The organism is Endozoicomonas sp. PH6C, from assembly GCF_059322965.1.
The window spans coordinates 3,437,146-3,462,497 of record NZ_CP185342.1; the positions used below are offsets into that span (position 1 = coordinate 3,437,146).

13 protein-coding genes and 4 tRNA genes are annotated in these 25,352 nt (G+C 43.2%); 1 reads left to right on the top strand and 16 read right to left on the bottom strand.

What is annotated here, in order from left to right:
* Positions 1-38: 38 nt before the first annotated feature.
* From lon to ACOMG9_RS12920, 8 genes are all read right to left on the bottom strand, one after another.
* Positions 39-2,456: an endopeptidase La gene (lon, locus tag ACOMG9_RS12885; protein ID WP_448217200.1), complete on the bottom strand. Its 2,418-nt coding sequence runs from the start codon at positions 2,454-2,456 to the stop codon at positions 39-41.
* 537 nt (positions 2,457-2,993) lie between these two features.
* Positions 2,994-4,283 (bottom strand): ATP-dependent Clp protease ATP-binding subunit ClpX, encoded by a 1,290-nt coding sequence (clpX, locus tag ACOMG9_RS12890; protein ID WP_448217201.1) that lies wholly within the window; start codon positions 4,281-4,283, stop codon positions 2,994-2,996.
* Positions 4,284-4,610: 327 nt separating this feature from the next.
* Positions 4,611-5,249: an ATP-dependent Clp endopeptidase proteolytic subunit ClpP gene (clpP, locus tag ACOMG9_RS12895; RefSeq protein WP_422133927.1), complete on the bottom strand. Its 639-nt coding sequence runs from the start codon at positions 5,247-5,249 to the stop codon at positions 4,611-4,613.
* Positions 5,250-5,413: 164 nt separating this feature from the next.
* Positions 5,414-6,772 (bottom strand): trigger factor, encoded by a 1,359-nt coding sequence (gene tig, locus ACOMG9_RS12900; RefSeq protein ID WP_422133928.1) that lies wholly within the window; start codon positions 6,770-6,772, stop codon positions 5,414-5,416.
* A 230-nt stretch (positions 6,773-7,002) separates the two neighbouring features.
* A tRNA-Leu gene (locus ACOMG9_RS12905) sits at positions 7,003-7,087 on the bottom strand.
* A 70-nt stretch (positions 7,088-7,157) separates the two neighbouring features.
* A tRNA-His gene (locus tag ACOMG9_RS12910) sits at positions 7,158-7,233 on the bottom strand.
* Positions 7,234-7,266: 33 nt separating this feature from the next.
* Positions 7,267-7,343 (bottom strand) — tRNA-Arg (locus ACOMG9_RS12915).
* Positions 7,344-7,397: 54 nt separating this feature from the next.
* Positions 7,398-7,474 (bottom strand) — tRNA-Pro (locus tag ACOMG9_RS12920).
* A gap of 359 nt (positions 7,475-7,833) precedes the next feature.
* Between ACOMG9_RS12920 and folD the strand changes: the two genes are divergently transcribed.
* The gene (gene folD, locus ACOMG9_RS12925) at positions 7,834-8,688 is read left to right on the top strand and encodes a bifunctional methylenetetrahydrofolate dehydrogenase/methenyltetrahydrofolate cyclohydrolase FolD (RefSeq protein ID WP_422133929.1); all 855 of its coding nucleotides are present in this window, start codon (positions 7,834-7,836) and stop codon (positions 8,686-8,688) included.
* Positions 8,689-8,779: 91 nt separating this feature from the next.
* Here the strand turns inward: folD and ACOMG9_RS12930 are convergent, their stop codons facing one another.
* The 8 genes from ACOMG9_RS12930 to ACOMG9_RS12965 form a co-directional block, all read right to left on the bottom strand.
* A complete protein-coding gene (locus ACOMG9_RS12930; protein WP_448217202.1) occupies positions 8,780-9,883 on the bottom strand; it encodes a hypothetical protein in 1,104 nt (367 codons plus the stop codon).
* Positions 9,884-10,053: 170 nt separating this feature from the next.
* Positions 10,054-11,157 carry a hypothetical protein gene (locus ACOMG9_RS12935; RefSeq protein WP_448217203.1) on the bottom strand — a complete coding sequence of 368 codons (1,104 nt, stop codon included), beginning with the start codon at positions 11,155-11,157 and terminating at the stop codon, positions 10,054-10,056.
* Between the two features lie 163 nt (positions 11,158-11,320).
* Positions 11,321-12,448 (bottom strand): hypothetical protein, encoded by a 1,128-nt coding sequence (locus ACOMG9_RS12940; protein ID WP_448217204.1) that lies wholly within the window; start codon positions 12,446-12,448, stop codon positions 11,321-11,323.
* 211 nt (positions 12,449-12,659) lie between these two features.
* Positions 12,660-15,677, bottom strand: coding sequence for a hypothetical protein (locus tag ACOMG9_RS12945; protein ID WP_448217205.1), 3,018 nt, complete (start codon positions 15,675-15,677; stop codon positions 12,660-12,662).
* A 480-nt stretch (positions 15,678-16,157) separates the two neighbouring features.
* Positions 16,158-16,442, bottom strand: a complete 285-nt coding sequence (locus ACOMG9_RS12950; RefSeq protein WP_494530333.1) for a death domain-containing protein — start codon at positions 16,440-16,442, stop codon at positions 16,158-16,160.
* Between the two features lie 108 nt (positions 16,443-16,550).
* Positions 16,551-19,205: a hypothetical protein gene (locus tag ACOMG9_RS12955; protein WP_448217207.1), complete on the bottom strand. Its 2,655-nt coding sequence runs from the start codon at positions 19,203-19,205 to the stop codon at positions 16,551-16,553.
* Between the two features lie 480 nt (positions 19,206-19,685).
* Complete coding sequence (locus ACOMG9_RS12960; RefSeq protein ID WP_494530334.1) at positions 19,686-21,701, bottom strand: hypothetical protein; 2,016 nt, start codon at positions 21,699-21,701, stop codon at positions 19,686-19,688.
* A 432-nt stretch (positions 21,702-22,133) separates the two neighbouring features.
* Positions 22,134-25,100, bottom strand: coding sequence for a hypothetical protein (locus tag ACOMG9_RS12965; protein WP_448217209.1), 2,967 nt, complete (start codon positions 25,098-25,100; stop codon positions 22,134-22,136).
* Positions 25,101-25,352 lie beyond the last annotated feature (252 nt).

Below are 25,352 nucleotides of genomic sequence, written 5' to 3' on the forward strand. Positions count from 1 at the left end.
TTTTGTACCAGCCTGTTGTTTTAATAGGATCAGTATGCTCAATGGGTCTTGATTAAACGTCTCCTACCAGATGCAGCCTCGGTTTCAAGATCCTTAATCGGCTCTTCATTGTCAGCAGTTGGCATATACTGCAAGGCAATCTCCAGCACTTCATCAATCCACTTCACCGGCACGATCGTAAGGTCTTCCTTGATATTCTCCGGAATCTCTTTCAGATCCCGGCGATTCTCTTCCGGAATAACGACCGTCTTGATACCACCTCGATGTGCCGCCAAAAGCTTCTCTTTCAAACCACCAATGGCCAGCACCTGCCCTCTCAGAGTGATTTCCCCGGTCATGGCAACATCGGCCTTGACTGGAATATCAGTCAGTACAGAAACCAGAGCTGTGCACATGCCGATACCGGCACTTGGGCCATCCTTGGGCGTAGCCCCCTCAGGAACGTGAATGTGCAGATCATTCTTCTGGTGGAAATCCTGAGGAATTCCCAGTGAATGGGCTCTGCTACGAACGACAGTCAGGGCAGCCTGGATAGACTCCTGCATAACATCCCCAAGAGAACCCGTCTTGGTAATCTGCCCTTTCCCAGGCACCGCCATTGACTCAATAGTCAGCAGCTCACCGCCAACCTGGGTCCAGGCCAGTCCGGTTACCTGACCCACCTGATCCTGATCTTCCGCCTTACCAAAGCTGAACTTGCGAACCCCCAGGAAATATTCCAGTGATTCAGGGGTCACTGTATCGTAACGCTCTTGAGCAGAAAGTGCTTCATCCTTAACCGCCTTACGGCAAATTTTGGCAATTTCCCTTTCCAGCCCCCGGACGCCTGCTTCCCGAGTGAAGTAACGGATGACATCACGTATGGCGTCTTCCTCAAACTCCAGCTCACCAGCCTTGAGACCACTGTTCTTGATCTGCTTGGTGACGAGATAACGCTGGGCAATATTCACTTTTTCATCTTCGGTGTAACCCGGAATCCGGATCACTTCCATACGATCCAGCAGTGGTGCCGGGATATCCATGGAGTTGGAGGTACAAACAAACATGACATCAGAAAGGTCATAGTCCACTTCCAGATAGTGATCGTTGAATGAGTTGTTCTGCTCGGGATCCAGTACCTCCAACAAAGCTGAAGAAGGATCGCCCCTCATATCAGAACCCATCTTGTCAATTTCATCCAACAGGAAAAGCGGGTTACGCACTTCGGACTTGGCCATTTTCTGTATCAGCTTGCCGGGCATGGAACCAATATAGGTTCTTCTGTGGCCACGGATCTCCGCTTCATCACGAACACCACCGAGAGCCATACGAACAAACTTACGATTAGTAGCCCTGGCAATCGACTCGCCCAAAGAGGTTTTACCAACACCGGGAGGTCCCACCAGACACAGAACAGGACCTTTTATCTTGCGAACACGTTTCTGTACTGCCAGGTATTCCAGAATACGCTCCTTCACCTCTTCCAGACCATAGTGTTCTGCTTCAAGAATATCCTGAGCACGCCTCATGTCATGACGAACTTTGCTGCGCTTTTTCCAGGGTACAGCAATCATCCAGTCGATATAACCACGGACCACAGTCGCTTCAGCGGACATTGGCGACATCATCTTGAGCTTGCTGAGCTCTGCTATGGCCTTCTCTTTCGCCTCGACAGGCATACCTGCATCATCAATCTTCTGTTTCAGCTCTTCCAACTCATTAGGCGTCTCATCCATATCACCCAATTCTTTCTGGATAGCCTTCATCTGCTCATTCAGATAGTACTCACGCTGACTGCGCTCCATCTGTTTTTTGACACGGCCACGAATCTTCTTTTCAACCTGCAGAAAATCCAACTCACCCTGCATAATACCGATCAGGTATTCCAGCCGCTCACCCAAATCTTCGACTTCAAGCACTTTCTGCTTGTCCTCAATCTTCATGGGCATGTGAGCGGCGACAGTGTCAACCAGCTTGGAGGGCACATTGATTCCTGTCAGGGACGTCAGTACATCAGAAGGCACTTTCTTGCTCAGTTGAACATACTGTTCAAACTGGGACATTAATGACCGGGTCAGAACTTCCGACTCGCGCTCACTGACTTCCTGCTCAATGAATTCCTGAACTTCCGCCGTAACATAATCATTACTTTCATCCAAACGATTGATAGTGACACGGCCCTCACCTTCAACCAAAACTTTGACGGTACCATCGGGTAACTTTAGAAGCTGTAAAATGCTGGCAAGTGTGCCCACCTGAAAAATATCGTCTACGACCGGATCATCGACCTGGGCATTTTTCTGGGCCACCAAAAGAATCTTCTTATCTTGCTCCATGGCAAGGTCAAGGGCCTGTATGGATTTCTCACGCCCGACAAAAAGCGGTATCACCATGTGCGGATACACCACCACATCCCTGAGAGGCAGCAATGGCAGCTCAAAGGGCTCTGACAGATGCAAAGTATCGTTTTTATCCATGACTCAGTCCCCTTACGGCATTTCTACTTACATGACTCCGGTATTATAATGTTCCGGAACGGCTCACAACGGGCAACATCCTGTAAACGTGCAGCACCGTTGGCTTAAGGTTTAAGATGCTTCTTTTTTGCGGAAATTACAATAGTGTTTATTGCTTCCAACTGTGGTAGATTTTCATGATTGAGAAGCTTATCTTCGCAACTTCTTTCGATCAATTCTCTATACGGCCACTGATCTGATTTTTTACAAGACTCTCTACCCACCCGGCAAGTAAAATTTATAGACCTTAGTACCACAATAACGCTGACCAAATTCGTTAATGTAACAGTTTTTGAAGTCTGTCAAGAGCAATGTATCTCTTGTATTTTTCTGTCATCCCCATCAGAGCTGGGCCTATGTAATCCAACACTGAAAAAATAAAGCAATAAGCGTTTTACCAGAATCCCGCTATTTTGGTCGGTTGTGGATTTGCTCCCGGGAAAAAGAAACCCTGCCATTTGACAGGGTTCCCGGTTCTGTAAAAATGCGAACTTATAGTCAACTGTCGTCAGATGCTGCCATCTGTGCTCCAGTGTTTTCATAAATCATCAGCGGTTCAGACTTGCCTTCAATCACGGAAGCGTCAATGACCACTTTGGAAACCGTCCTCTCTGACGGTATGTCGTACATGGAGTCCAGCAAAACACCTTCGAGAATGGACCTTAGACCACGGGCACCCGTCTTTCGTTCCATAGCTTTCTTAGCCACTGCACGCAGAGCGTCTTCACGGAAGTCGACATCGACATCTTCCATTTCGAAGAGCTTTGAATACTGCTTGGTCAGAGCATTCTTTGGTTCGGTCAGAATCTGAACCAGAGCAGCTTCATCCAGTTCTTCCAGCGTGGCAATCACTGGCAGACGACCAATAAACTCCGGAATCAGACCAAACTTAACCAGATCTTCCGGTTCAACCTCATTAAAGATTTCACTCAGATCCTTCTTGCTATCCTTGCTCTTCACTTCCGCCGAGAAACCAATACCACCTTTATCAGTGCGGTCCCGAATCACTTTATCCAGACCGGCAAAGGCACCACCACAGATAAACAGGATATTGGAGGTATCTACCTGCAGGAACTCCTGCTGAGGATGCTTGCGACCACCTTGTGGCGGAACAGAAGCAACGGTACCTTCAATCAACTTGAGCAGGGCTTGCTGAACACCTTCACCGGATACATCACGGGTAATTGAGGGGTTGTCAGACTTTCTGGAAATCTTGTCAATTTCATCAATATAAACAATGCCCACCTGGGCCTTCTCTACATCGTAGTCACACTTCTGTAGCAGCTTCTGGATGATATTTTCAACATCTTCACCCACATAACCTGCTTCGGTCAGAGTGGTGGCATCGGCAATAGTAAAGGGCACATTTAGCAGCCTTGCCAGTGTCTCGGCCAGCAATGTCTTACCACTGCCGGTAGGCCCGAGCAGCATGATATTACTCTTGCCCAGCTCTACATCATCTTTTTTCTTATCGCCATATCGCAGGCGCTTGTAGTGGTTGTATACAGCAACCGACAACACTTTCTTAGCGCGCGGTTGACCGATCACATATTCGTCGAGAATATCCTTGATTTCCCGGGGTGTCGGCAGCTTGTCAGAGGAAGTCTCTGTTTCACTGTCCTGAATTTCTTCACGGATGATGTCGTTGCACAGATCAACACACTCATCGCAAATAAATACGGAAGGGCCGGCAATGAGCTTGCGCACCTCATGCTGACTTTTTCCGCAGAAAGAGCAGTACAGCAACTTGCCGTTATCTTCACCCTTGCCGCTAGTTTCGTCGGTCATTCGATTACCTGTTGGAGGAACAACACCTGTCATAAAAAACAAGATGCAGGCATTGGGACGTATTTTCAAGTGTCAAACAGGAGAAATTACAGAAAAATAGTCTACGAGAGGTTAGTCAGACCTATTTTTCATGCCTCAGGCAGAAACTGTCATGGATTCAATTTACTCCGTCACATTGGGGCAATCTGTTACCAATACTGAGACTGCCTCCACAAAAGCACTCACTGTCCACCTTTGCCTGATTTTAATCTGTTTCTGCCAGATGGTACTCGGGAGTCTGAACAAGAATAGACAGCTCGAGGCTATTTTCGTTCAAACTCCACGCTTTTACTTGTCAGTCGGAATGCGACTACTCAGAACCTTGTCAATCAGGCCGTATTCCATTGCCTGTTCGGCACTCATGAAGTTATCACGGTCAGTATCTTTCTCAACCACTTCCATGGGCTGCCCGGTATGCTTGGCCAGCACATGATTCAAACGTTCCTTGATGGTCATGATTTCCTGGGCGTGAATAGCAATATCAGACGCCTGTCCCTGAAAACCACCCAGCGGCTGATGAATCATCACTCTGGAGTGAGGCAGTGCATAACGTTTTCCGTTAGCACCTGCCGCCAGAAGCAGTGAGCCCATGCTACAGGCCTGCCCGATACACATGGTTGAAACATCCGGTTTAATAAACTGCATGGTGTCGTAAATAGACATACCGGCAGTAACCGACCCACCCGGAGAATTGATATAGAGATGGATATCCTTGTCTGGATTCTCTGACTCAAGAAACAGTAGCTGAGCCACAACCAGATTGGCCATGTGATCCTCAACCTGACCCACCAGGAAGATAACTCTTTCCTTGAGTAGCCTTGAGTATATGTCGTAAGAACGCTCACCTCTGGCGGACTGCTCAACGACAATTGGAACCAGGCCGGAATTGGTGATTGCCACGGATTGCGTTTCGATCAGTCTGGACATGTCCTGTCTTAACTCCTTGCCAAGTCGAAGAGGAACGACCCGCATAGAGCGGGTCGCGAAACGTGTCATGGTTTAACCACTGTAGTGATACAGTGACTAACATTATCGACGCACACAAGGCGTTAATACGGCAGCGCGCGTCAAAACCTTAGACGACGCCCTGATCAGGCCAGCTGTTCTTCGGAAGCTTCGGCTTCTTCAGCAGGAGCAGCTGGCTTGATTGCATCCTGGTAGCTGCATTCGCTATCAGAAACCTTGGCTGCTTCCAGAACAGTATCTACTACCTGCTCTTCCAGAACAACATACTTCACTTCAGAGAGCTGCTCTTCGTTGCTGTAGTACCAGTCGATAACCTGCTGTGGTGTCTGGTAAGCAGAGGCCATTTCTTCAATCATGGCGCGAACGCGATCGTCATCAACCTTGATTTCGCGCTGCTTGACGATTTCACCAATCAGCAGACCCAGAGCTACACGCTTCCTGGCATCTTTTTCAAACAGTTCAGCAGGCAACTGCCTGGGATCGAAACCACCCTGAGCACCACCAAAGCGTTGAACAGCCTGTTCACGCATGCGGTCGATTTCCTGAGTTACCAGTGGCGAAGGAACCTCAATCTCGTGAGTAGTCAGCAGACCGTCCATTACCTGATTCTTAACCTTGCTCTTTATAGCCTGACGAAGTTCACGCTCCATATTCTTGCGAACTTCAGTGCGGAAAGCTTCTTCGCCACCCCCAGCTACGCCGAAACGCTCAAAGAATGCCTCATCAAGTTCTGGCAGAGTGGCAGCCTGCACCTGGTGCACTTTGCAGGCAAACTTAACGGCTTGCCCTTTCAGCTCTTCAGCGTGGTAGTCTTCCGGGAAGGTCAGTTCCAGCGTCTTCTCTTCACCGACTGAAACACCAACCAGACCGTCTTCAAAGCCCGGAATCATCTGACCAGAGCCCAGCTCCAGAGTGGCATTCTCAGCCTTGCCGCCGTCAAACTCTTCACCGTCTTTCTCTCCTGAAGCAAAGGAACCCACGTAATCAAATACGATCTGGTCACCCAGTTCAGCAGCACGCTCTACATCTTCAAAGGTTTTGCTCTGAGCACGCAGAGTTTCTACCATTTCATCGATATCAGCATCGCAAACTTCAGCGACCGGGCGCTCAACTTCAACACCTGCGAAGTCACCCACTACAATCTCCGGATAAACCTCGAAGATGGCTACGAATTCAAAATCCTTGCCTTCTTCGTCATTCTTGGGTTCAACACGGGGCGCACCTGCAGGATTCAAATTTTCCTGGGTTATCGCTTCTACAAACGCCTGTTGCATCTGCTCACCGAGCACTTCCTGACGTGCACCCAGGCCATAGCGACGCTTAACGACCTTCATAGGCACTTTGCCGGGACGGAAACCATCCAGGCGAACACGACGAGACAGATCCTGCAGTCGCTTGTTGATTTCCCCATCGATCTTGTCGGCTGGGATTGTAATTGTCAGGCGACGCTCCAGACCGGAAGTCGTTTCTACGGAGACTTGCATTTGCGTTCCTCAATAAAACCTGAGTTGCAGTACGTATGGAACAAAGGCGCATAGACTAGCAAAAGTACTTATAGGTTGCACCCCGGATCATACAAACAGACCCCTGCCCCTCTCACGCCTCACCAGCGAGCTGGGACTGCGGACTAGTTGCAGAGAGAATGCCCGGCTCAAACAGGCTATTTTTCCAATACAAAAACGGGGATAAGCAAGCTTATCCCCGTATCGTTCACTGGTGCGGATGGAGAGACTCGAACTCTCACGCCTCGCGGCACTGGAACCTAAATCCAGCGTGTCTACCAATTCCACCACATCCGCTTACAGCACTTTACTGATGCTGCTTAACTCTTGACAAACCAAATATCGGGCTTAAACCCTTTTTTCATACTGGGGTGGACGATGGGGTTCGAACCCACGACCACCGGAATCACAATCCGGGGCTCTACCAACTGAGCTACGCCCACCAGCAATAACCGACTCTTCGAGACAGTTAATTATGGCGCGCCCGGCAGGATTCGAACCTGCGACCATCCGCTTAGAAGGCGGATGCTCTATCCAGCTGAGCTACGGGCGCATCATAAGTTATCACTCGTCTAAACATTAAGAACATTTTAACCAGTGATTAATCTGGTCGGGGTAGAGAGATTCGAACTCCCGACATCCTGCTCCCAAAGCAGGCGCGCTACCAGACTGCGCTATACCCCGAGTCATGGATAACTTTCTGTTAATCCAATGTGCTGATCGTTGCAGCGCGGCGAATATTACCCAGAAGAGAGTGTCTCGTCAACGTCGATTTAATTCAATCATCTGAGCCATCAACGAGTCGCCGGACTTGAGCTCCGCCTTGCTTCCAACGGCAAACAATCTAACACAGGAGTACCAGACTGACCAGACTCGAAACGTTCATTTTTTCAGCCGAAAACAATCACCCGGGTCATTCGGCACTCCAGGAGAACTCCATCTAATAGCTATAGGTATCTTCGACCTATTCAATTCATGAACAATAAAGAACTTCCATGATAAAATGGGCAACTCGTCCGCTTAACAGGCATCCACCAAGAACCATGACCGCTAGAATCATTGACGGCAAGGCCATTGCCGAAAAACTGAAAGATTCCATTGCTGAACGCGTCAAACAACGGATTGTACAGGGACTCAGGGTACCGGGTCTTGCTGTCGTTCTGCTGGGTGACGACCCTGCCTCCCAGGTATACGTAGGCAAAAAAAGAAGTGACTGTGAACGTGTTGGCTTTCACTCTGTTTCTCATGACCTGCCTGCTTCTACCAGCGAAGCAGACCTTTTGGGCCTTATTGACCAGCTGAATGAGGACCCGGCCATTGATGGCATCCTGGTTCAGCTGCCACTGCCAGAGCACATCAACTGCGACCCTGTATTAGAACGCATTCGTCCTGACAAAGACGTAGATGGTTTCCACCCTTATAATATTGGCCGTCTGGTTCAACGCATCCCAATGCTGCGCCCCTGCACACCAAAAGGTGTTATGACCCTGCTAGAGAGTACCGGTGAAGCCATTCGCGGCAAAAATGCAGTGATCGTTGGCGCATCCAACATCGTTGGCCGCCCCATGACCATGGAATTACTGTTGGCAGGCTGCACAACAACAACAGCTCATCGCTTTACCCACGACCTCAAAGAGGTTGTAGGCGGAGCCGAGATTCTGGTGGTTGCCGTTGGCAAACCAGGACTGGTCAAAGGTGAATGGGTTAAAGAAGGTGCAATAGTCATCGACATCGGCATTAACCGTATGGACGACGGTCGACTGGTAGGTGATATCGAGTTCGAAACGGCACAGCAGAGAGCCAGTTGGATCACGCCTGTACCAGGCGGTGTGGGCCCGATGACCGTGGCCACTCTGCTGGAAAACACACTTTACGCAGCGGAACACCTCCACGACTGACCGCGCAACGTTTGAAAAGCTCCGTTAAACAGGCCGGAGCTTCTTTACTCTGTATCAATGTCCTTATTTCGCACTTCACTTTTAACTCGCATCAGGCATCCAAACCAGATGTGTATAGTGAAAGGCTATGATCTTTTGTCAGGAGAAACAATTTGGCTAAGCGCTTGAGTTCTTTCTTTGCTCTGAACCTTTCTACAATACTTGTCGGAAAGTCCAGGCTTTTGAAAGGAAGCCCGTACAGACTCATATCCTTAGTATCTACAACTACGGACATTGGACGATCTGGGGTGTCACCGACAAACAACTGTTTTATGGGAATACCTTTTGAAGATACAAAATCGATCAAGCTCAAAAAACCGTTTTCCATACCTAAATATTGATACCAGCCACCGACAATATGACACTCGAGGCTTCTCATTTGTTGTTGATCACAAAACTTGTAAATATCTGACAGCTTTTCATATGAAAAATCAGCAGCCCCAAAATGACCAAGTAGCACTTTACTTTGAGACCCGTCAAAAAGAGCAAGACAAATGCAGGGAGCGAGAGCCGTGGTAAATATATATCGTGGCGAACCATCTGTGAACCCCAATTCATCCATATTGACTCTTAACATAGAGGTATCAGCATCCTTTAATGCCCGGGGATTATAAAAAGGGGTAAAAGGCTTCGTTTCAAGTAGCACTTCCTGACCATACAAAGTATGGACGTAGGCCTCAGGAGCAACCTTGAGCTCTACAGTTAATTGTTTCTCCTTATAGCCTTTCCGAGCAATAGGAATCAGCCTTTCCGCTCTGATTATATCAGGGATATCTGTACCTTCGAATGCATTTCCGATTAAAGCGTGATATTCACCATCTTTAAAATAGTTGTCCTGATTCACATTATTTCTTTTAGTCAAATCAAAAATAAGCCTATCTTTATTCATGCTAACAGTAATTCCTTTTTTTCCTGAAACAATATCGTGAATCTTTTTGAATAGATGACTTCTACGATCATCATCAGCAGAGTATTTTCTTAAACTGACAGGTGTTTGTTGATAACCCCTCATCCCCTGATCGCCATGGGAGATTACAGGCTCGACACTCGCAACAGAATACCCCTGATGTGTTACCTGTTCTTTTAACTGGCTATTTGAAGTGTGTTTTATAGAAGTAAAAACAAGGTCTGCATCCAGGCCTACTTTTGGGTCCATAATACAATTCCTTAAACTACTCGGCTACTTTAGCGACTTGATTTCGGCAGTCGTTCACGCTCATTACGAACAACTTTGCAACTATGTCTGACATAGTTACACCTCCAGTTTTTTTATCCTTAGCGTGCCACTAAGGGTGCCCTTTTGACTTGTATCAGTTTCAATTCACTTCAGGAATCCAAACCAGCTGTCAATAATGAAAGACTGTGTTTTTTTGTTATGAGACGCATCGTTGCCATATGCCTGAACTTTTCCTTTGTTGAATCCATTTCATAGTGGCTTACTGGAAAATCAAGTTCACAAAAAGGAAGCTTATACAAGTTCATGTCTCTGGTATCTATGACTATAGATTTTGGGCGATCTTTGGTATCTCCTACAAACATCTGGTTTATGGGTACGTCTTTTGAAGATATATAATCTATCAAAGTTAAAAAACCGTTTTTCTGACCTAGATAATTATATTGACCGCCTACAATGTGACACTCAAGGCTTTTCATTTTTTGCTCATCACAAAAATCAAAGATCTCTGATAGATTTTTGGGTGAAATACTTGTTCCACCAAAGTGACAAAGTACCACTTTATTTTGAGATTTATCAAAAAAAGCGACACAAATGCAGGGGTAAAGACCTGTAGTAAAAATGTATCGTGGTGAGCCATCGCTAAACCCCACTTCAAACGCATCTACCCTCAGCATCGAAGTATTAACGTCACTTAAAGCTTGAGAATTATAAAAAGGTGCAATTGGTAGTGTTTTAAGAGTCGTCTCTTCTCCATATAGAGTATGGACATAGGCAGTAGGAAAATGCTTAAACTCTAAAAGCATTTGATTTTCACTATCACCTTTCTGAACAACAGGAATTAGTCTTTCAGATCTAATTAAATTAGGGATATCTGTGCCATCAAATAGATGTCCTAATTTAGCATGACACCCTGAGCATGTAAAAAAGCCATCCTGATCATCAATGATTTTTTCAGTTAAATCAAAAGCAAGCCTTCCTTTATTGACGACAACAGGGATTCCGGTTTTTTCTAAAAAAACATCTTGTATGTGTTTAAAGACTTGTTTCCCAGGATGATCATAAGCGGTGTATTTTCTTAAACTGATAGGAGTTTGCTGACAGGCACTCATCCCATAGGAACCAGACGAAACCAGAGGCATAACACTCAAAACAGTATGCCCCTTATTATTTCCCTGCTCTTTAATTTGGTTGTTTGAAGTGTGATCTATGGAAGCAAACACACAGCTTTCATGCAAGCCTGTTCTTGGGTCCATATATAATTCCTCAATCTTAAATCACTCAGTTATTTTAGAGACTTTATTTCGAGAATCGTTCACTTTTATTACTAACAACATTGCAAGAAAGGCCGACAATATGCTCCAGTCTTTGAACATACTGTGTCACGAAGGCTGCCCTTTCCACTCGTTTCAGTTTAAATCAGGCATCCAGACCAGCCGTTAATAATGAAAGGCTATGATTCTTCGTTATGAGAGGCATCTTTGCTATACGCCTAAGTTTCTTTTTCGATACATACATGTCTTGGCTGCTTGCAGGAAAATCAAGATCACTAAAAGGAAGCCCATACAAGCTCATATCCCTGGTGTCTATAACTACCGATTTTGGACGGTCTTTACTATCACCAACAAACATCTGTTTTATGGGAACACCTTTTGCGGATATAAAGTCAATTAAATCTAAAAAACCGTATTTCTGACCTAGAAACTTACATTCTCCACCAACAATATGGCATTTAAGGCTTTTCATTTTCTGCTGATCGCAAAAATCAAAAATTTCTGATAGTTTTTCAGATAAAAAATCTGTACCAGCAAAGTGACAAAGTAGCACCTTATTTAGAGATTTATCAAAAAAAGCAACACAAATGCAGGGGCAAATGCCTGTAGTAAAAATGTATCGTGGCGAGCCATCTATGAACCCCACATCAAACATATCCAGCCTTAACATAGAACTATCAACATCGTTTAATGCTTCAGGATTATAAAAGGGCATAATAGATAGTGTTTTAAGTGGCGTCTCTTCTCCATAAAGAGTATGCACGTAGGCCTCAGGAAAATACTTAAACTCTAAAATGAATTGACTTTTACTATCACCTTTCAGAACAATAGGAATTAGCCTTTCAGCTCTGATTAAATCAGGAATATCCGTACCATTGAAGGCACTTGAGACTAAATAATGATATTCACCAAATTCTAAAAGCAGATCCTGTTCTTCATTGATTTTTTTAGTTAAATCAAAAACAAGCCTGTCTTTATTGATTCCAACAGTGATTCCATATTTTTTTGAAATAACATCTTGAATATGTTTAAAGACATGACTTAAAGGATGATCATAAGCGGTGTATTTTCTTAACCTGATGGAGGTTTGCTGACAGGCACTCACCCCTGGTAAATCAGAGCCGACTACAGACTCCACACTGACTAGGGTATGACCCTGATACGTTACCGGCTCTTTTGCCTGGTTATTTGGACAATTATTTGTAGCCGCAAAGGAGCCACTAGCCTCCATATTTATGTTTGAGTACATTGTATAACCCTCTAACTCTTTCATCTCAGACTATTTAAGAGTCTCAGTTTTGATATTTGTTCAATATTCTTACTAACATCTTCGCAAGAAATCCTGACAAAAACATTCAGATTCTTTATCAGATATGCCGTTTAACCCCGTGTTCTGAAGACTGTCACAAAACTACAACAACTCGTTCCCACGCTACAAGCTACAGAGCCAAAAAGCATGGGAACAAGCTGAAAAGCCAATAGTTTCAAAGACCATAACGATCCATTACTTCGCGCTTGAGATCATTTCGTTTTATTTTTTCAAGAACAAGCAGTAAGTCTTTAAAGGTAAGTCCAACTTTCCTTTTTTTCCATCGTTCCAGCATTTCCATTGCCTTTCCATCATCTTCATCGATATCATCATCAATACTCCTTAGGTTGTGATTACTAAAAACACCCGTTTGTCTGGCAAAATTCTTCCAATCTTTCCCTAGTTTAAGACCAATATTCAGCAATTCTCCCAGTGGTAAAGGAGCTTTCATAATTACCGCCTGTGGAGTGCCTGTTTTAAATGGATGATACCGCGGATGTTTCGATACATACTCAGCGGCTTGCGTTAACGGAAAAAATTCGTGATTAACTTCCCAAGACAATAGATTAGATAATTCTCTAGGTACCATACCAAAGATCAAAAACATACTACGAATGAATTCGTCTCTTTCTTCTGGCTCACTAAGCTCCAATGCCTCAACAAGCTTTTCTCTGGCTTTAAGGGTAAAATCCATCAAAAGCTCAAGTTCTTTACTGGGTAGCTCTTCAGCTAAAAGACTATGTTCAGGAAATATACCACTTAAACGATACGATAACATTGATCTTATAAGAACTAAAGCAGTAAACATACCCCTAACATCTTCACATTTTGATGATCCATCGCCAGAAACATTTAATGCTAGTCCCTGAAGTGTTTGATGATCAGGCATTTCAAGCAAATTATTTTTGTTAGATGGAGTAATAAAAGAATATTGACCTTGGCTCGAATAGCCCCACATAATAATGTCAAACCCTTGGCCATCAATAACCGGAAAACCAAAAATATACTTAGCATAAACATCTCTGCCTAATTTATTTAACATTTCTATTGTTTTAAATCCCGACGGAACAGTTTCTTCTTGTAGTAGACGCCCCGTCTTTTTAAAAAACTGATAAATAGAATTAATTAGCACCACTTTCTTTTCGCGAACTAACCCTGAATAAAAAACTTGGTCTGAGTCATCAGATATCAAAAGATTATTATCCACCAGGCTGTTCAGCAATTCGTTTTTGAATCGCACCAGCGCAACTTCGTCTATATATACATTTCTATATAATGCAAGCGCTATAATAATTCTCGTCACCTCGAGATGCTCTTCGACTCCCTGCGATGTTGCCAACTCACCAACATATAAAATAAGATCATAAAGTGATATATTATTCTCTACAAAACTAATCCATTTCGAATGAAAATCACTAAGAGTATTTTTGTCTGAAAAAAAACTATGAGTTAAAAGATTATAAATTTCTGGAAAAATATAGTGATGATTAGTGTGAAAAAGATTTGCTCTCCGCCTATCATTTAATTTCAAACTTTTGAACCATTGGAACACCTCGATTGCTGAAGCATCAGCATCTTTTGTTCCTGACACCGGTATTTCTCTATCTTGTCTAGTGGCAAGAGGCTGTTCTTCAGTCGCCTCCTGTTCTAGCACATTGATTCCTGATTCTGGCATTTTCCTAACTCCTCCTACTAAAGGAAGCAGTTTTTTAGTCGGTTCCTGCTCAAGTGCACTGGATTCACGATCCAGACATTCTTTACATTTATTGAAAGCTAATACCGGTTTATTACAATTTTGGCATAACCCATTGTTTGAAGATCCACCTGACCCATCGTCGCCCCCACTCCCATTTCCACCTCGGCTACCTTGACTTTCACGACCATTGTCTTGTTTAAACCGGGTATTGGCAGGTGGGGTTTCACTAAGGTCGGCCATTTGTTTTTCAGCCTCACTGCTTCCCCCGGAGTGGCTGATCCCAGTGGGGACATGGCCCGGAAAAACGGTCACGCTGCGTAATTGTTTGGGACTTAAAATAAACTCGTGCTGTGCATAACGACGATAGTCTTCCGTTTGTAACGGCTGTGCCGGTTGACTGCTCAGGAAATGCTCAAATGCAGCTTCCGGATTATCGGGATTTTTGGACAATGCCAGAAAAAGCCCTGAACTCCTTTCAAGATTTGCACCCCTTATCTTATTCCAAAGTTCCTGCGAAATAATAATCACCTGCTCATTCCAACCCCGTTTGATTTTGAGCACAATCCGGGTATCCCAAATTTGTTTTTTTACGGTCTGCCCGCCGGCGACAGGCACCAGGATCATTCTACTGACCGGCTGACTCGTTAATTCAAAAGAGTAAAGGGGAGCCATCCCATTTCCTGGCTTTTTCTTGAATAAATCACCTAAATCATCGCCACCACCAAAACCGCCACCACCAGAGCTTATGTAAGGCTCGCTGTTATCGGCGGTCTCAGAGGTTCCGGGTATTGCAAAAGGCCCACTGAAACGGCTGCTGCCATCAGGCTTACCAGGCCCATTTTGTACAGGTTGTTTATTACGGTAAAAAATATCGACAAATGATGCTTTTTTGCTATCAGATGCGTTGCTGCCCGATGACGACTTTAAAACAGCGTTTTCTGAAAGAATACCGCTACATTCCGGTTCAATAACCCATCCATTACCATTGTCTTCGATGGCCAGAACCAAAGACTGATTACCTGCCGGTAAACGCCATCTGGCCGAGTACTCATGCTGCCGGAAACCACTGTCTTGTGCCGATTCGACCCGTCTCATTCTCCCATTTTGTATATCCATCATACCCTGATCCGTTAGAGGTTTTTTAATGACAGGAGGGGAGGGAAAATTTCCTGTCGATAATGCAGGAGGCGTCCTGAAACAAAAATTAAACAGGTCACCCGGTTGGCTATCGAGGATGATGTAAAGCTGATTTTTCTCCAGTTCAGAAACTGTTTTACCGCTCTCTTCAAGCGTCTTGCGATCATAAGTAAGAAGGAGGGGCGGATTGCTCCCTATAAACGACAGTTTGTTAATCTCTCCTGATGCCTCACCCCACTTCTCAGTGTCTTTGGGAGAACTCCCCCAATCTGGCCAACTCAACAGGCTGGTATAAGCAGAACTGTGACCTGCAAGTGGCAAAATAAAAGACAGGATGAACGACAGAAACAAGCGAGTCATAGCGAAAATCCTTGCCGTTTTCATAGTGAGTTTTGCCTACAAATTTTATTGAGGAGGGATAACAATAGACCCTAAATTTGAAGTTGTTTTATCTATTCCCATCTTTTCTGATATTTCTCGAAAAAACCTTTAAAATTCGCAGCCAAACTACTATTAAACGTCGCCATCACTTTGCCCCTAAACTAACAAAATCAATGTTGTTGCTTGACGGCTCAGGCAGTACCTGAATCAGTCAAAACAGGCTGCTGCGGGTTCGAGTAATGGGATCTCCTGCTACAGCAGTAATAATCGGAAGCAGGAGAAGATTATTATATCCGGTCAATTAGTCAAATACAGGGATAGCCATTTTAGTTCTCTTGGGGAGCCGGATAAAAAGTTAACAATTTCACAAATGATAACGATCTACTACCTCGGTTATAAGATCAAATCGTCCGATTAGTGTAAAAACATCCAGCAAGTCATTGAAGGTAATCCGAAATTTCATGCTTTTCCATTTTTCCATTTTTCCATCATTGCCCTTGCCTTATCATCAAACCCAACGTTAGCTTTATCAATTTCTATTATATGTTTTTCATTAAGAACACCGGTATTTCTGGCAAATTTTTGCCAATCAATACCTATTTTAAAACCAATATTCAAGAGTTCCTCTTGCGCTACGGTAGAGTCCAAAGTTACAGACTGTGGTGTGCTTTTTTTGACAAATGAGGAACAATCGATATCGAGTCTGGAACACACATCCAGGATTTCCGCTGTATCAGAATTCAAGGTTAGAGGCTGTAGCGCGCTTATTTCTGATTCATGATCCTGTGGATATGCGTCTGCATGTGCAGCGGCTTGCGTTAAGGGAACAGGTTCGGGATCCGATGATTGATCTTACAGCTCATCCGATAGCTTCTCAGGAACCATACCAAAGATCATAAACATACTACGTATAAATTTGTCTTTTTTTTCTGATCCAGCCTGTTCCAGAACCTTAACAAGCGCTTCATGGGCTTTAATGCTAAAAGCGCTTAAAAGCTCAAGTTGCTCACTGGGTAAATCTTTCGTAAAACTGGCATATTCAGGGAACATATCATTTAAACGTTGTCCGTGCATTGATCCTATAAGAACAAAGGCGGTAATCATAGCTTCAACAGCACCAAAATCCAAATATTCATTGGCAGTAACTCCTAATGCCAGCATATGAAGTGATTGACTAATGATTCCACTTATAAAATCTTTGTTATATGGAGTAATAAAAGAATATTCACCACTACTCCCACAGCCCCACATAAGAATTCCTGGTGTGTCCTCATATTCCATTTCCAGATCCGGAAGACCAAAACCATACTTAGCATAAACATCTCTGGCAAATTTATTTAACATTGATATTGTTGTAAACCTCGATGGAAATCTTTCACTCTGTAGAGGTCGACTCGTTTTTTCAAATATCTGATAAATATTATTAATTAACTCTGCTTTTTCCTGGCGACCTAATCCTGGATAAAAAACTTTACCTGGGTCATCAGAAGCGAAAAAATCATTTCTCGTTAAGTAGTTCAGCAATTCGTTTCTGAATTTTTTCAAACCGATTTCGTTCTCAAAGTCATCCCTGTAAACAGCAAGTGCTTTAACAATTTTTGCCACTTCAACATAATCTTCAATTCCCTGAGATTTTGCCAATTCCCCCACATCTGAAATAAGGTGATAAAGAGATAGACTGCCATTTAAAAACTTAACCCATTTCGAATGAAATTTACGTAGCGTATTTTTATCTGACATAAAACTTTGAGTTAAAAGTCTATAAAGCTCTGGGAACTTATAGTAATCATTAATGCGAAAACAATCTTCTCTCTGACTCTCATTTGATTCCAACATTTTGAACCATTCAAATACCTGGATTGCTGAAGTATCAGCATCTTTTGTTCCTGATACAGGTATTTCCCTATTTTGACTTATTGCAGGAAGCAGTTCTTCAGTCGATTCCAACTCAACGATACTGGCTCCTGACTCAGGCTTTCCCTCATATTGTCTTATTGCAGGAAGCAGTTCTTCAGTCGGATCCTGCTCAAGTACACTGGATTCACGATCCAGACATTCTTTGCATTTATCGAAAGCCAGTGCCGGTTTATTACAATTTTGGCATAACCCACTGTCTGGTGATCCATCTGACCCATCGTCTCCTCCACTCCCACTTCCACCTCTGCTGCCTTGATCTTGACGACCATCGCCACTTTGAAACTGCGTATTGGTAGGCGGAGTCCTATTAACGTCACCCTTTTGATTTTCAGCCTGACTGGTTCCGGTTCCTCCAGAATGGCCTATCCCTGTAGGAACAGTACCCGGAAAAACGGTCACGCTGCGTAATTGTTTGGGACTTAAAATGAACTCTTGCTGTGCATAACGACGATAGTCTTCTGCCTGCAAAGGCTGTGCTGGGTGACTGCTCAGGTAATGATAAAATGCAGCTTCAGGATTATCAGGATTTCTGGACAACGCCAGAAAAAGCCCTGAACTCCTTTCAAGATTTGCACCCCTTATCTTATTCCAAAGTTCCTGCGAAATAATGATCGCCTGCCCATTCCAACCCTGCTTGATTTTGAGCACAATCCGGTTATCCCAAATCTGTTTTTTTGCGGTCTGGCCGACTGCGCCAGGAACAGGCATCAGGATCATTCTACTGAATGGCTCACTCGTTACTTCGAAAGAGTAAAGAGGAGCCATCCCATTTCCTGGCTTTTTCTTGAATAAATCGTCTAAATTATCGCCACCACCAAAACTGCCACCGCCAGAGCTTATGTATGGCTCGCTGTTATCAGCAGTATCAGAGGCTCCGGGTATCGCAAAAGGCCCACTGAAACGGCTGCTGCCTTCAGGAATATCAGGCCCATGTTTTACAGCCTGTTTATTAAGGTAAAAAATATCGACAAATGATGCTTTTTTGCTATCGAATGTGCTGCTGCCCGATGACGACTTAAAAGCAGCGCTTTCTGAAAAAATACCGCTACATTCCGGTTCTATAACCCACCCATTATCATTGTCTTCAATGGCCAGAACCAAAGACTGATTACCTGCCGGTAAACGCCATCTGGCCGAGTACTCATGCTGCCGGAAACCACTGTCTGGTGCCGATTCGACCCGTCTCATTCTTCCATTTTGTATATCCGTCATACCCTGATGAGATACAGTCTTCTTAATTACAGGAGGGGAGGGAAAATTTCCAGTCGAAGATGCGGGGGGCGTCCTGAAACAAAAATTAAACAGGTCGCCCGGTTGGCTATCGAGGATAATATAAAGCTGATTGTTCTCCAGTTCAGAAACTGTTTGACCGCTCTCTTCAAGCATCTTGCGATGATAAGTAAGAAGAAGGGGCGGATTGCTCCCGATAAACGACAGTTTGTTAATTATCCCTGATACCTCGCCCCGCTTCACAATGTCTTTGGAAGAACTCCCCCAATCTGGCCAGCGCACCAGGTTACTATAAGCAAAACTGTGACCAGCAAACGGTAAAATGACAGACAGGATGAATAAAAGAAACAGGCGTGTCATAGCGAGAAGCCTTGCCGTTCTCATAATTGGGTTTGCCTACAAATTTTATTAAGCAGGGATAACAATAGACCTTAAATTTGAAGTTGTTTTATTTTTTCTCACCTGTTCTGATATCTCTCGAAAAAACCTTTAAAATTCGCAGCCAAGTTACTATAAACGTCGCATCACTCTTCTGTCACTATGTTGACAACTCTGTCGGCCCCGGAAAAAGACGTGAATGTGGAGCACATGTTGCCAATGAAGATCAAACCAGAATTTTTAATAAACCCCACCCAAGCCTTGCGGGGTAGGTGTTGTTGGTTGAGCGCTCAGGCAGTAGCTGAATCAGTTAAAATAGGCTGCTACGAGTTCGAGTAATGGGATTTCCTGATAAAGCGGTAAAAATCGGAAGCAGGAAAAGATTATTATATCAAGTCGATTAGTCAAATATAGGGATACCCATTTTACTTCTCTCGGGAACCAGATATAAAGTCTATAGTGTCAAAGATGATAACGATCTATTAGTTCGGTTATAAGATCATATCGTTCGATTTCTGCAAGAACATCCAGTAAGTCATTGAAGGTAATCCAGCCTTTCATTCGTTTCCATTTTTCCATCATTGCCTTTACTTTATCATCAAATCTATCGTTATCAACATTAATACTTCTTAGTTGATCGTCACTGAGAACACCCGTATTTTTTGCAAATTTTTGCCAATCGATGTCAAGTTTAGAACCAATATTCAGGAGTTCCTGTTCTGCTACAGTAGAGCACAAATTTACAGACTGCGGTGTGCTTCTTTCTGATTGTTGATACTGAGCATGCACAGCTGCGTCGGCAGTGGCTTGCGTTAACGTAACAGGTTCAGGAGCACACATTTCATAAGATAGATCCTTAGGAAGGATACCGAAGATCAAAAACATACTACGAATAAATTCGTCTTTTTCTTTCGGCTTAGCAAGGTTCAGTATCTCAACCAGTTTTTCCCTCGCTATAAGAGTAAAAGTACTTAACAGATCAAGTTGCTCATGGGTTACATCTTTAGCAAAGTTGACATGTTCTGGGAATATAGCGTTTAACCGTTGCCCAAACATTGATCTTATAAGAGCCAAAGCAGTAAACATAGCTTTAACGTCTTCAACATCTAATGATTGATCGGCAGAAACATTTAATGCCAGAAGATGAAGTGGTTGATGATTGGTAATTTCAAGAAAAATATCAATGTTAAATGGAGTAATAAAAGAATATTCATTTTGGCTCGCAGAGCCCCACACAGGAATCTCTGATAACCCCTGATCATTAATATCCGGACCCGGAATACCAAAAGCATACTTGGCATAAACGTCTCTCGCCAATTTATTTAACATTGATATTGTTTCAAATTCCGACGGAAACATTTCATCTTCTAGCAACTGACCAGTTTTTTTAAAGATCTGATAAATAAACTTAACTAACACTACTTTCTTTTGATGATCTAATCCCGAATAAAAAACTTGATCTGAGTCATCAGAGGCAATAATATTGTTACTCGTCAGGCAGTTCAACAAGTCGTTTCCAAATTCTTTCAAACTAGTTTCGCTCTCAAATTCATCCCTATAAAAAGCAAGCACTTTAACTATCCTTGTTACCTCAACATAATCTTCAATCCCCTTTAATTTTGCCAATCTACCGACTTCTGAAATAAGCTCGTAAATTGACATACTGTAATTTAAGAACCTGGCCCAATGCGAATGAAACTTACTAAGCGTATTTTTATCTGACATAAAACTTTGAGTTAAAAGATTATAAAGTTGTGGAAATTTATAGCAATCATTTCTGTGAAAGCAATTTCCTCTCTGCCTATCCTTTAATTTTAAAGTTCTGAACCATTGAAATACATGGATTGCTGATGTGTCAGCATTTTTTGTTCCTGACACAGCTGTTTTTCTATCTTGTCTTATTGCAGAAGGCAGTTCTTTAGTCAGTTCCTGCTCAGCAACACTGGGTTCACGATCCAGACATTCTTTGCATTTGTTGAAAGCTAGTACCGGTTTTTTACAAACTTGGCATAACCCACTGTTTGGTGATCCACCTGAACCATCGTCTCCCCCACTCCCTCCACCATCACGGCTGCCCCGATTTTGACGACCATAGTCTTTTTTAAATTGGGTGTCGGCAGGTGGGGTTTCACTAAGGTTGGTCATTTGCCTTTGAGCCTGACTGCTTCCCCCGGAGTGGCTCGTCCCGCTGGGGACGAAGCCTGGGAAAAAAGACACACTAAGTAATTGTTTAGGACTTAAAATGAATTCTTGTTTTGCATAACGAGGATAGTCTTCTGCTTGTAAAGGTTGTGCCGGGTTACTGCTCAGGTACTGTTCAAATGCAGCTTCCGGATTATCGTGATTTCTGGACAATGCCAGAAAAAGTCCTGAACTCCATTTGATATGGGTGGCACTGTGACCGGCAAGCGGTAAAATGACAGACAGGGTGAGTAACAGAAACAGCCGGATCACAGCAAAAAGCCTTGCTGTTTTCATAATTGAATTTGCCTACAATCTTATTGATAAGAGATTACAATAGACCTTATATTTGAAGTTTTTTTATTTATTCTCACCTATTCTGATATTTCTCAGAAGAACAATTGAATTGCACAGTCGGGCTACTATAAACGACCGCTTCACTCTGTCCCAAAACCGCCAAAATCAATGGGCATGAGCCTTATGCCTCGCTGTAGCATGGGTAGCTCCGTTCATTGCAGGCAGGGCCAACAATTCATGACCACGTCCATAGGACGTGGTTTTTCGCGGTGCACTAAATTTTATGAAACACCTCAGAAACAGATCACATGGTTAGATGAAAATACCAAAACTGCTGTCCCGACTGTTGATGCCCACTGTTGTTTTACCGCTGCCATAAAATGCTCCAAAATCACCGAATTGAGACGACTTTCGATAAAAAAGTTAATGATTTCAAAGAGCATAAAGTTCCATTATATCGTCTATAAGATCATCTCGTCCGATGCTTTCAAGAACAACCAGTAAATCTACAAAGGTAATTCGGACTTTCAATTGTTGCCATAGTTCTAGCATTGCCATTGCCTTATCTTCAACTCTCTCGTTATCAGCATCAATCTTTCTTACATCAGCATTACTAAGGAAAGAGCTTTTGGCAAAATTTTCCCAATCTTCGTCCAGCTTAAATCCAATATTCTGGAGTACCCCTTGTGGTAAAGCAAAGTCCAAACTTACAGACTGCGGTATTCTTATTTTTGATGACAGATGCTGAGGATGTGCTACTGCGTGAGAAGCAACTTGCGATAATGGATAAAGTTCAGAATCCGATTCTTTAGACAATTCATCAGATAGTTCTTTTGGAACCATACCAAAGATCAAAAGCATACTACGTATGAATTCATCTTTTTTTTCTTCCCCACTAAGTTTTAGCACTTCAAAAAGCTGCTCTCTGGCTTTAGAAGTAAAAGTCCTTAAAAAATCAAGTTGCTTATAGGGAATACCTTTTATTAAAAGAGCATGCTCCGGAAAAACTTTTGTCAAACGTTCGGAAAACATTGATTTTACAATAGCCAAAGCCGTAAACATAGTGCTAACTTCTTCAGCATTTGATGATCCATCAGCAGAAACAAACAATGCCATATTTTGAAGTGATTGATGACTGTTAACCTCAAGAAAATTATCCCTGTTGTTTGGAGTTAGAAAAGAATATTGATTGTGATTTGCATAACCCCACATAATAACGTCGAATAAACCGTCATCATCAACATCCGGAAGACCAAAAAAAAACTCAGCATAAATCTCTCTGGCAAAGCTATTTAACATTACCATTACTTCATATCCCAATGGTACAGTTTCTTCTTTTACCAAGGGAACAGTCAATTTAAAAAACTGATAAATAAAATCAATCAATTCTGCTTTCTTATGGCAATGCAATCTTGAATAAGAAATTTGATCCGATTCATCAGATACCAAAAGATTATTTCTCGCTAGATAGTTTATCAATTTGCTTCTGAATAGTGTTAAAGAAATTTCGTTCTCATATACCTCCCTTTTTAATGCGAGCGCTTGTATAATTCTCATCACCTCAACATAATCATCGACTCCCTGGGATTTAGCCAATTCACCGACTTCTGAAATAAGCGAGTAAAGTGCCAGATTTCCTTTTGTAAATTCAACCCATTTTGAATGAAATTTACTTAGATTATTCTTGTCTAAATAAAAGCGATGAGATAAAAGCTTATAAAGCTCTGGTAGATTATAGTAGTCATTATGGTGAAAATAATGTATTGCCTCCTTTTCATTTGATCTCAAAGTTTGAAACCACTGAAATACATCAATTGCTAAAGCATTAAAATCTTTTGCTTCAGACAGTGGTATTTCGCTATTTTGATCTGTTGAAGAGGAGAGCTCTTTATTAGCTACCTGCTCAAATAAATTAGATTCACGATTCAGGCATTCACGGCATTTATTGAAGGCAACAACAGGCTTATTGCAATTTTTGCATAGTCCACTGCTTGGTGATCTACCGGATCCATCATCTCCCCCACTCCCTCTTCTACCTTGGCTTCCTTGATGGTGCCGATCATCGTCTCTTTGAGATTGGCTATAGCCGGGAGGTTTCGCGCCAAGGTCTGCCATTTCCTTTTCAACCTGACCGGTTCCTCCAGAGCAACCGATCCCAGTGGGGCAATGGCCCGGAAAAACAGACACACTAAGTAATTGTTTGGGACTTAAAATAAAATCTTGCTGCGTATAGCGACGATAGTCTTCTGCCTGTAAGGGTTGTGCCGGGTTACTGCTCAGGTAGTGATCGAATGCAACTTCCGGATTATCGGGATTTCTGGACAATGCCAGAAAAAGTCCCGTACTCCTTTCAAGATTTGCACCCTTTATTTTACGCCAGAGTTCCTGCGAAATAATAATCGCCTGCTCATTCCAACCCTGTTTGATTTTGAGAAGAATCCGGGTATCCCAAATCTGTTTTTTTAAGGTTTCGCCATCAGCGTCAGGGACAGGTACAAGGATTATTCTGCTGACCAGGTCACTCATCCATTCAAAAGAGTAAAGAGGCGTTAACCCATTTCCCGGCCTTTTCTTGAATAAATCGTCTAAATCATCACCACCAAAACCGCCACCACCAGACCTTGTGAATGATTCGCTGTTATCGATAGTATCAGGTGATGCAGATATTGCTAAAGGCCCACTGGTACGGCTATTGTCGTCAGAACTGACAGGCTCATTTCTTACAGCCTGTTTATTACGGTAAAAAATATCAACAAATGATGCTTTTTTGCCATCGAAAGTATTGCTTCTCAAAGGCGACGGAGAACGGGTGAGTTCTGAAAGAATACCACTACATTCCGGTTCTATAAGCCATTCATTACCATTATTTTCAACGGCCAGAACCAGCGAGTGATTACCTGCGGGCAAACGCCATCGGGCCGTGTACTCATACTGCCAGCGACCAGTACCTGGTGTCGATCCCAACAGTCTCAATCTCACGTCTTGTATATCGGGCAAACCCTTATCCGTTAAAGACTTTGTAATTACCGGAGGAGAAAGAAAATTCTCCGACGAGAATACTGGAGGTGTCCTGAAACAAAAAACAAACCGGTCATTTGGTACGCCATTCAAAATGATATAAAGCTGATTATTATCCAGTTCAGAAATTGTTTTATCGATCTCGACATTTGACTTGCTATCATAAGTGAGATGAAGAGGCGGACTGTGCCCTATAAACGACAGTTTGCTAATCCCCTCCAATGTCTCACTCCTTTTTTCAATGGCTTTGGAGGAACTCATCCAAGCTGTCCAACTCAACAGGTTGGAAAAAGCAGCACTGTGACCAACAAGAGGAAAAGTCACAGCCAGAATGAATAACATAAACAAGCGAATCATAGTCAGAAGTTTTACTGTTTTCATAATTGGATTTGCCTAAAGATCTTATCAACGAGGCATAACAATAGACCTTAAATTTGAAAATGCTTTATTTATTCCCATCTATTCAGTGCCTGTCTGAAAAACTTGATGTAGCAAGGATTTTCCGGACATTTTTTTACTCTGCCTTGCATGTTTTTATTCACCTCGGGCGGGTGATGTAGTGTCACATCGATCAGGCCATGTCCAGAAGTCAACAGTAGGCAGCAGGCATGTATCGTGCCTTGTTATTCTGAA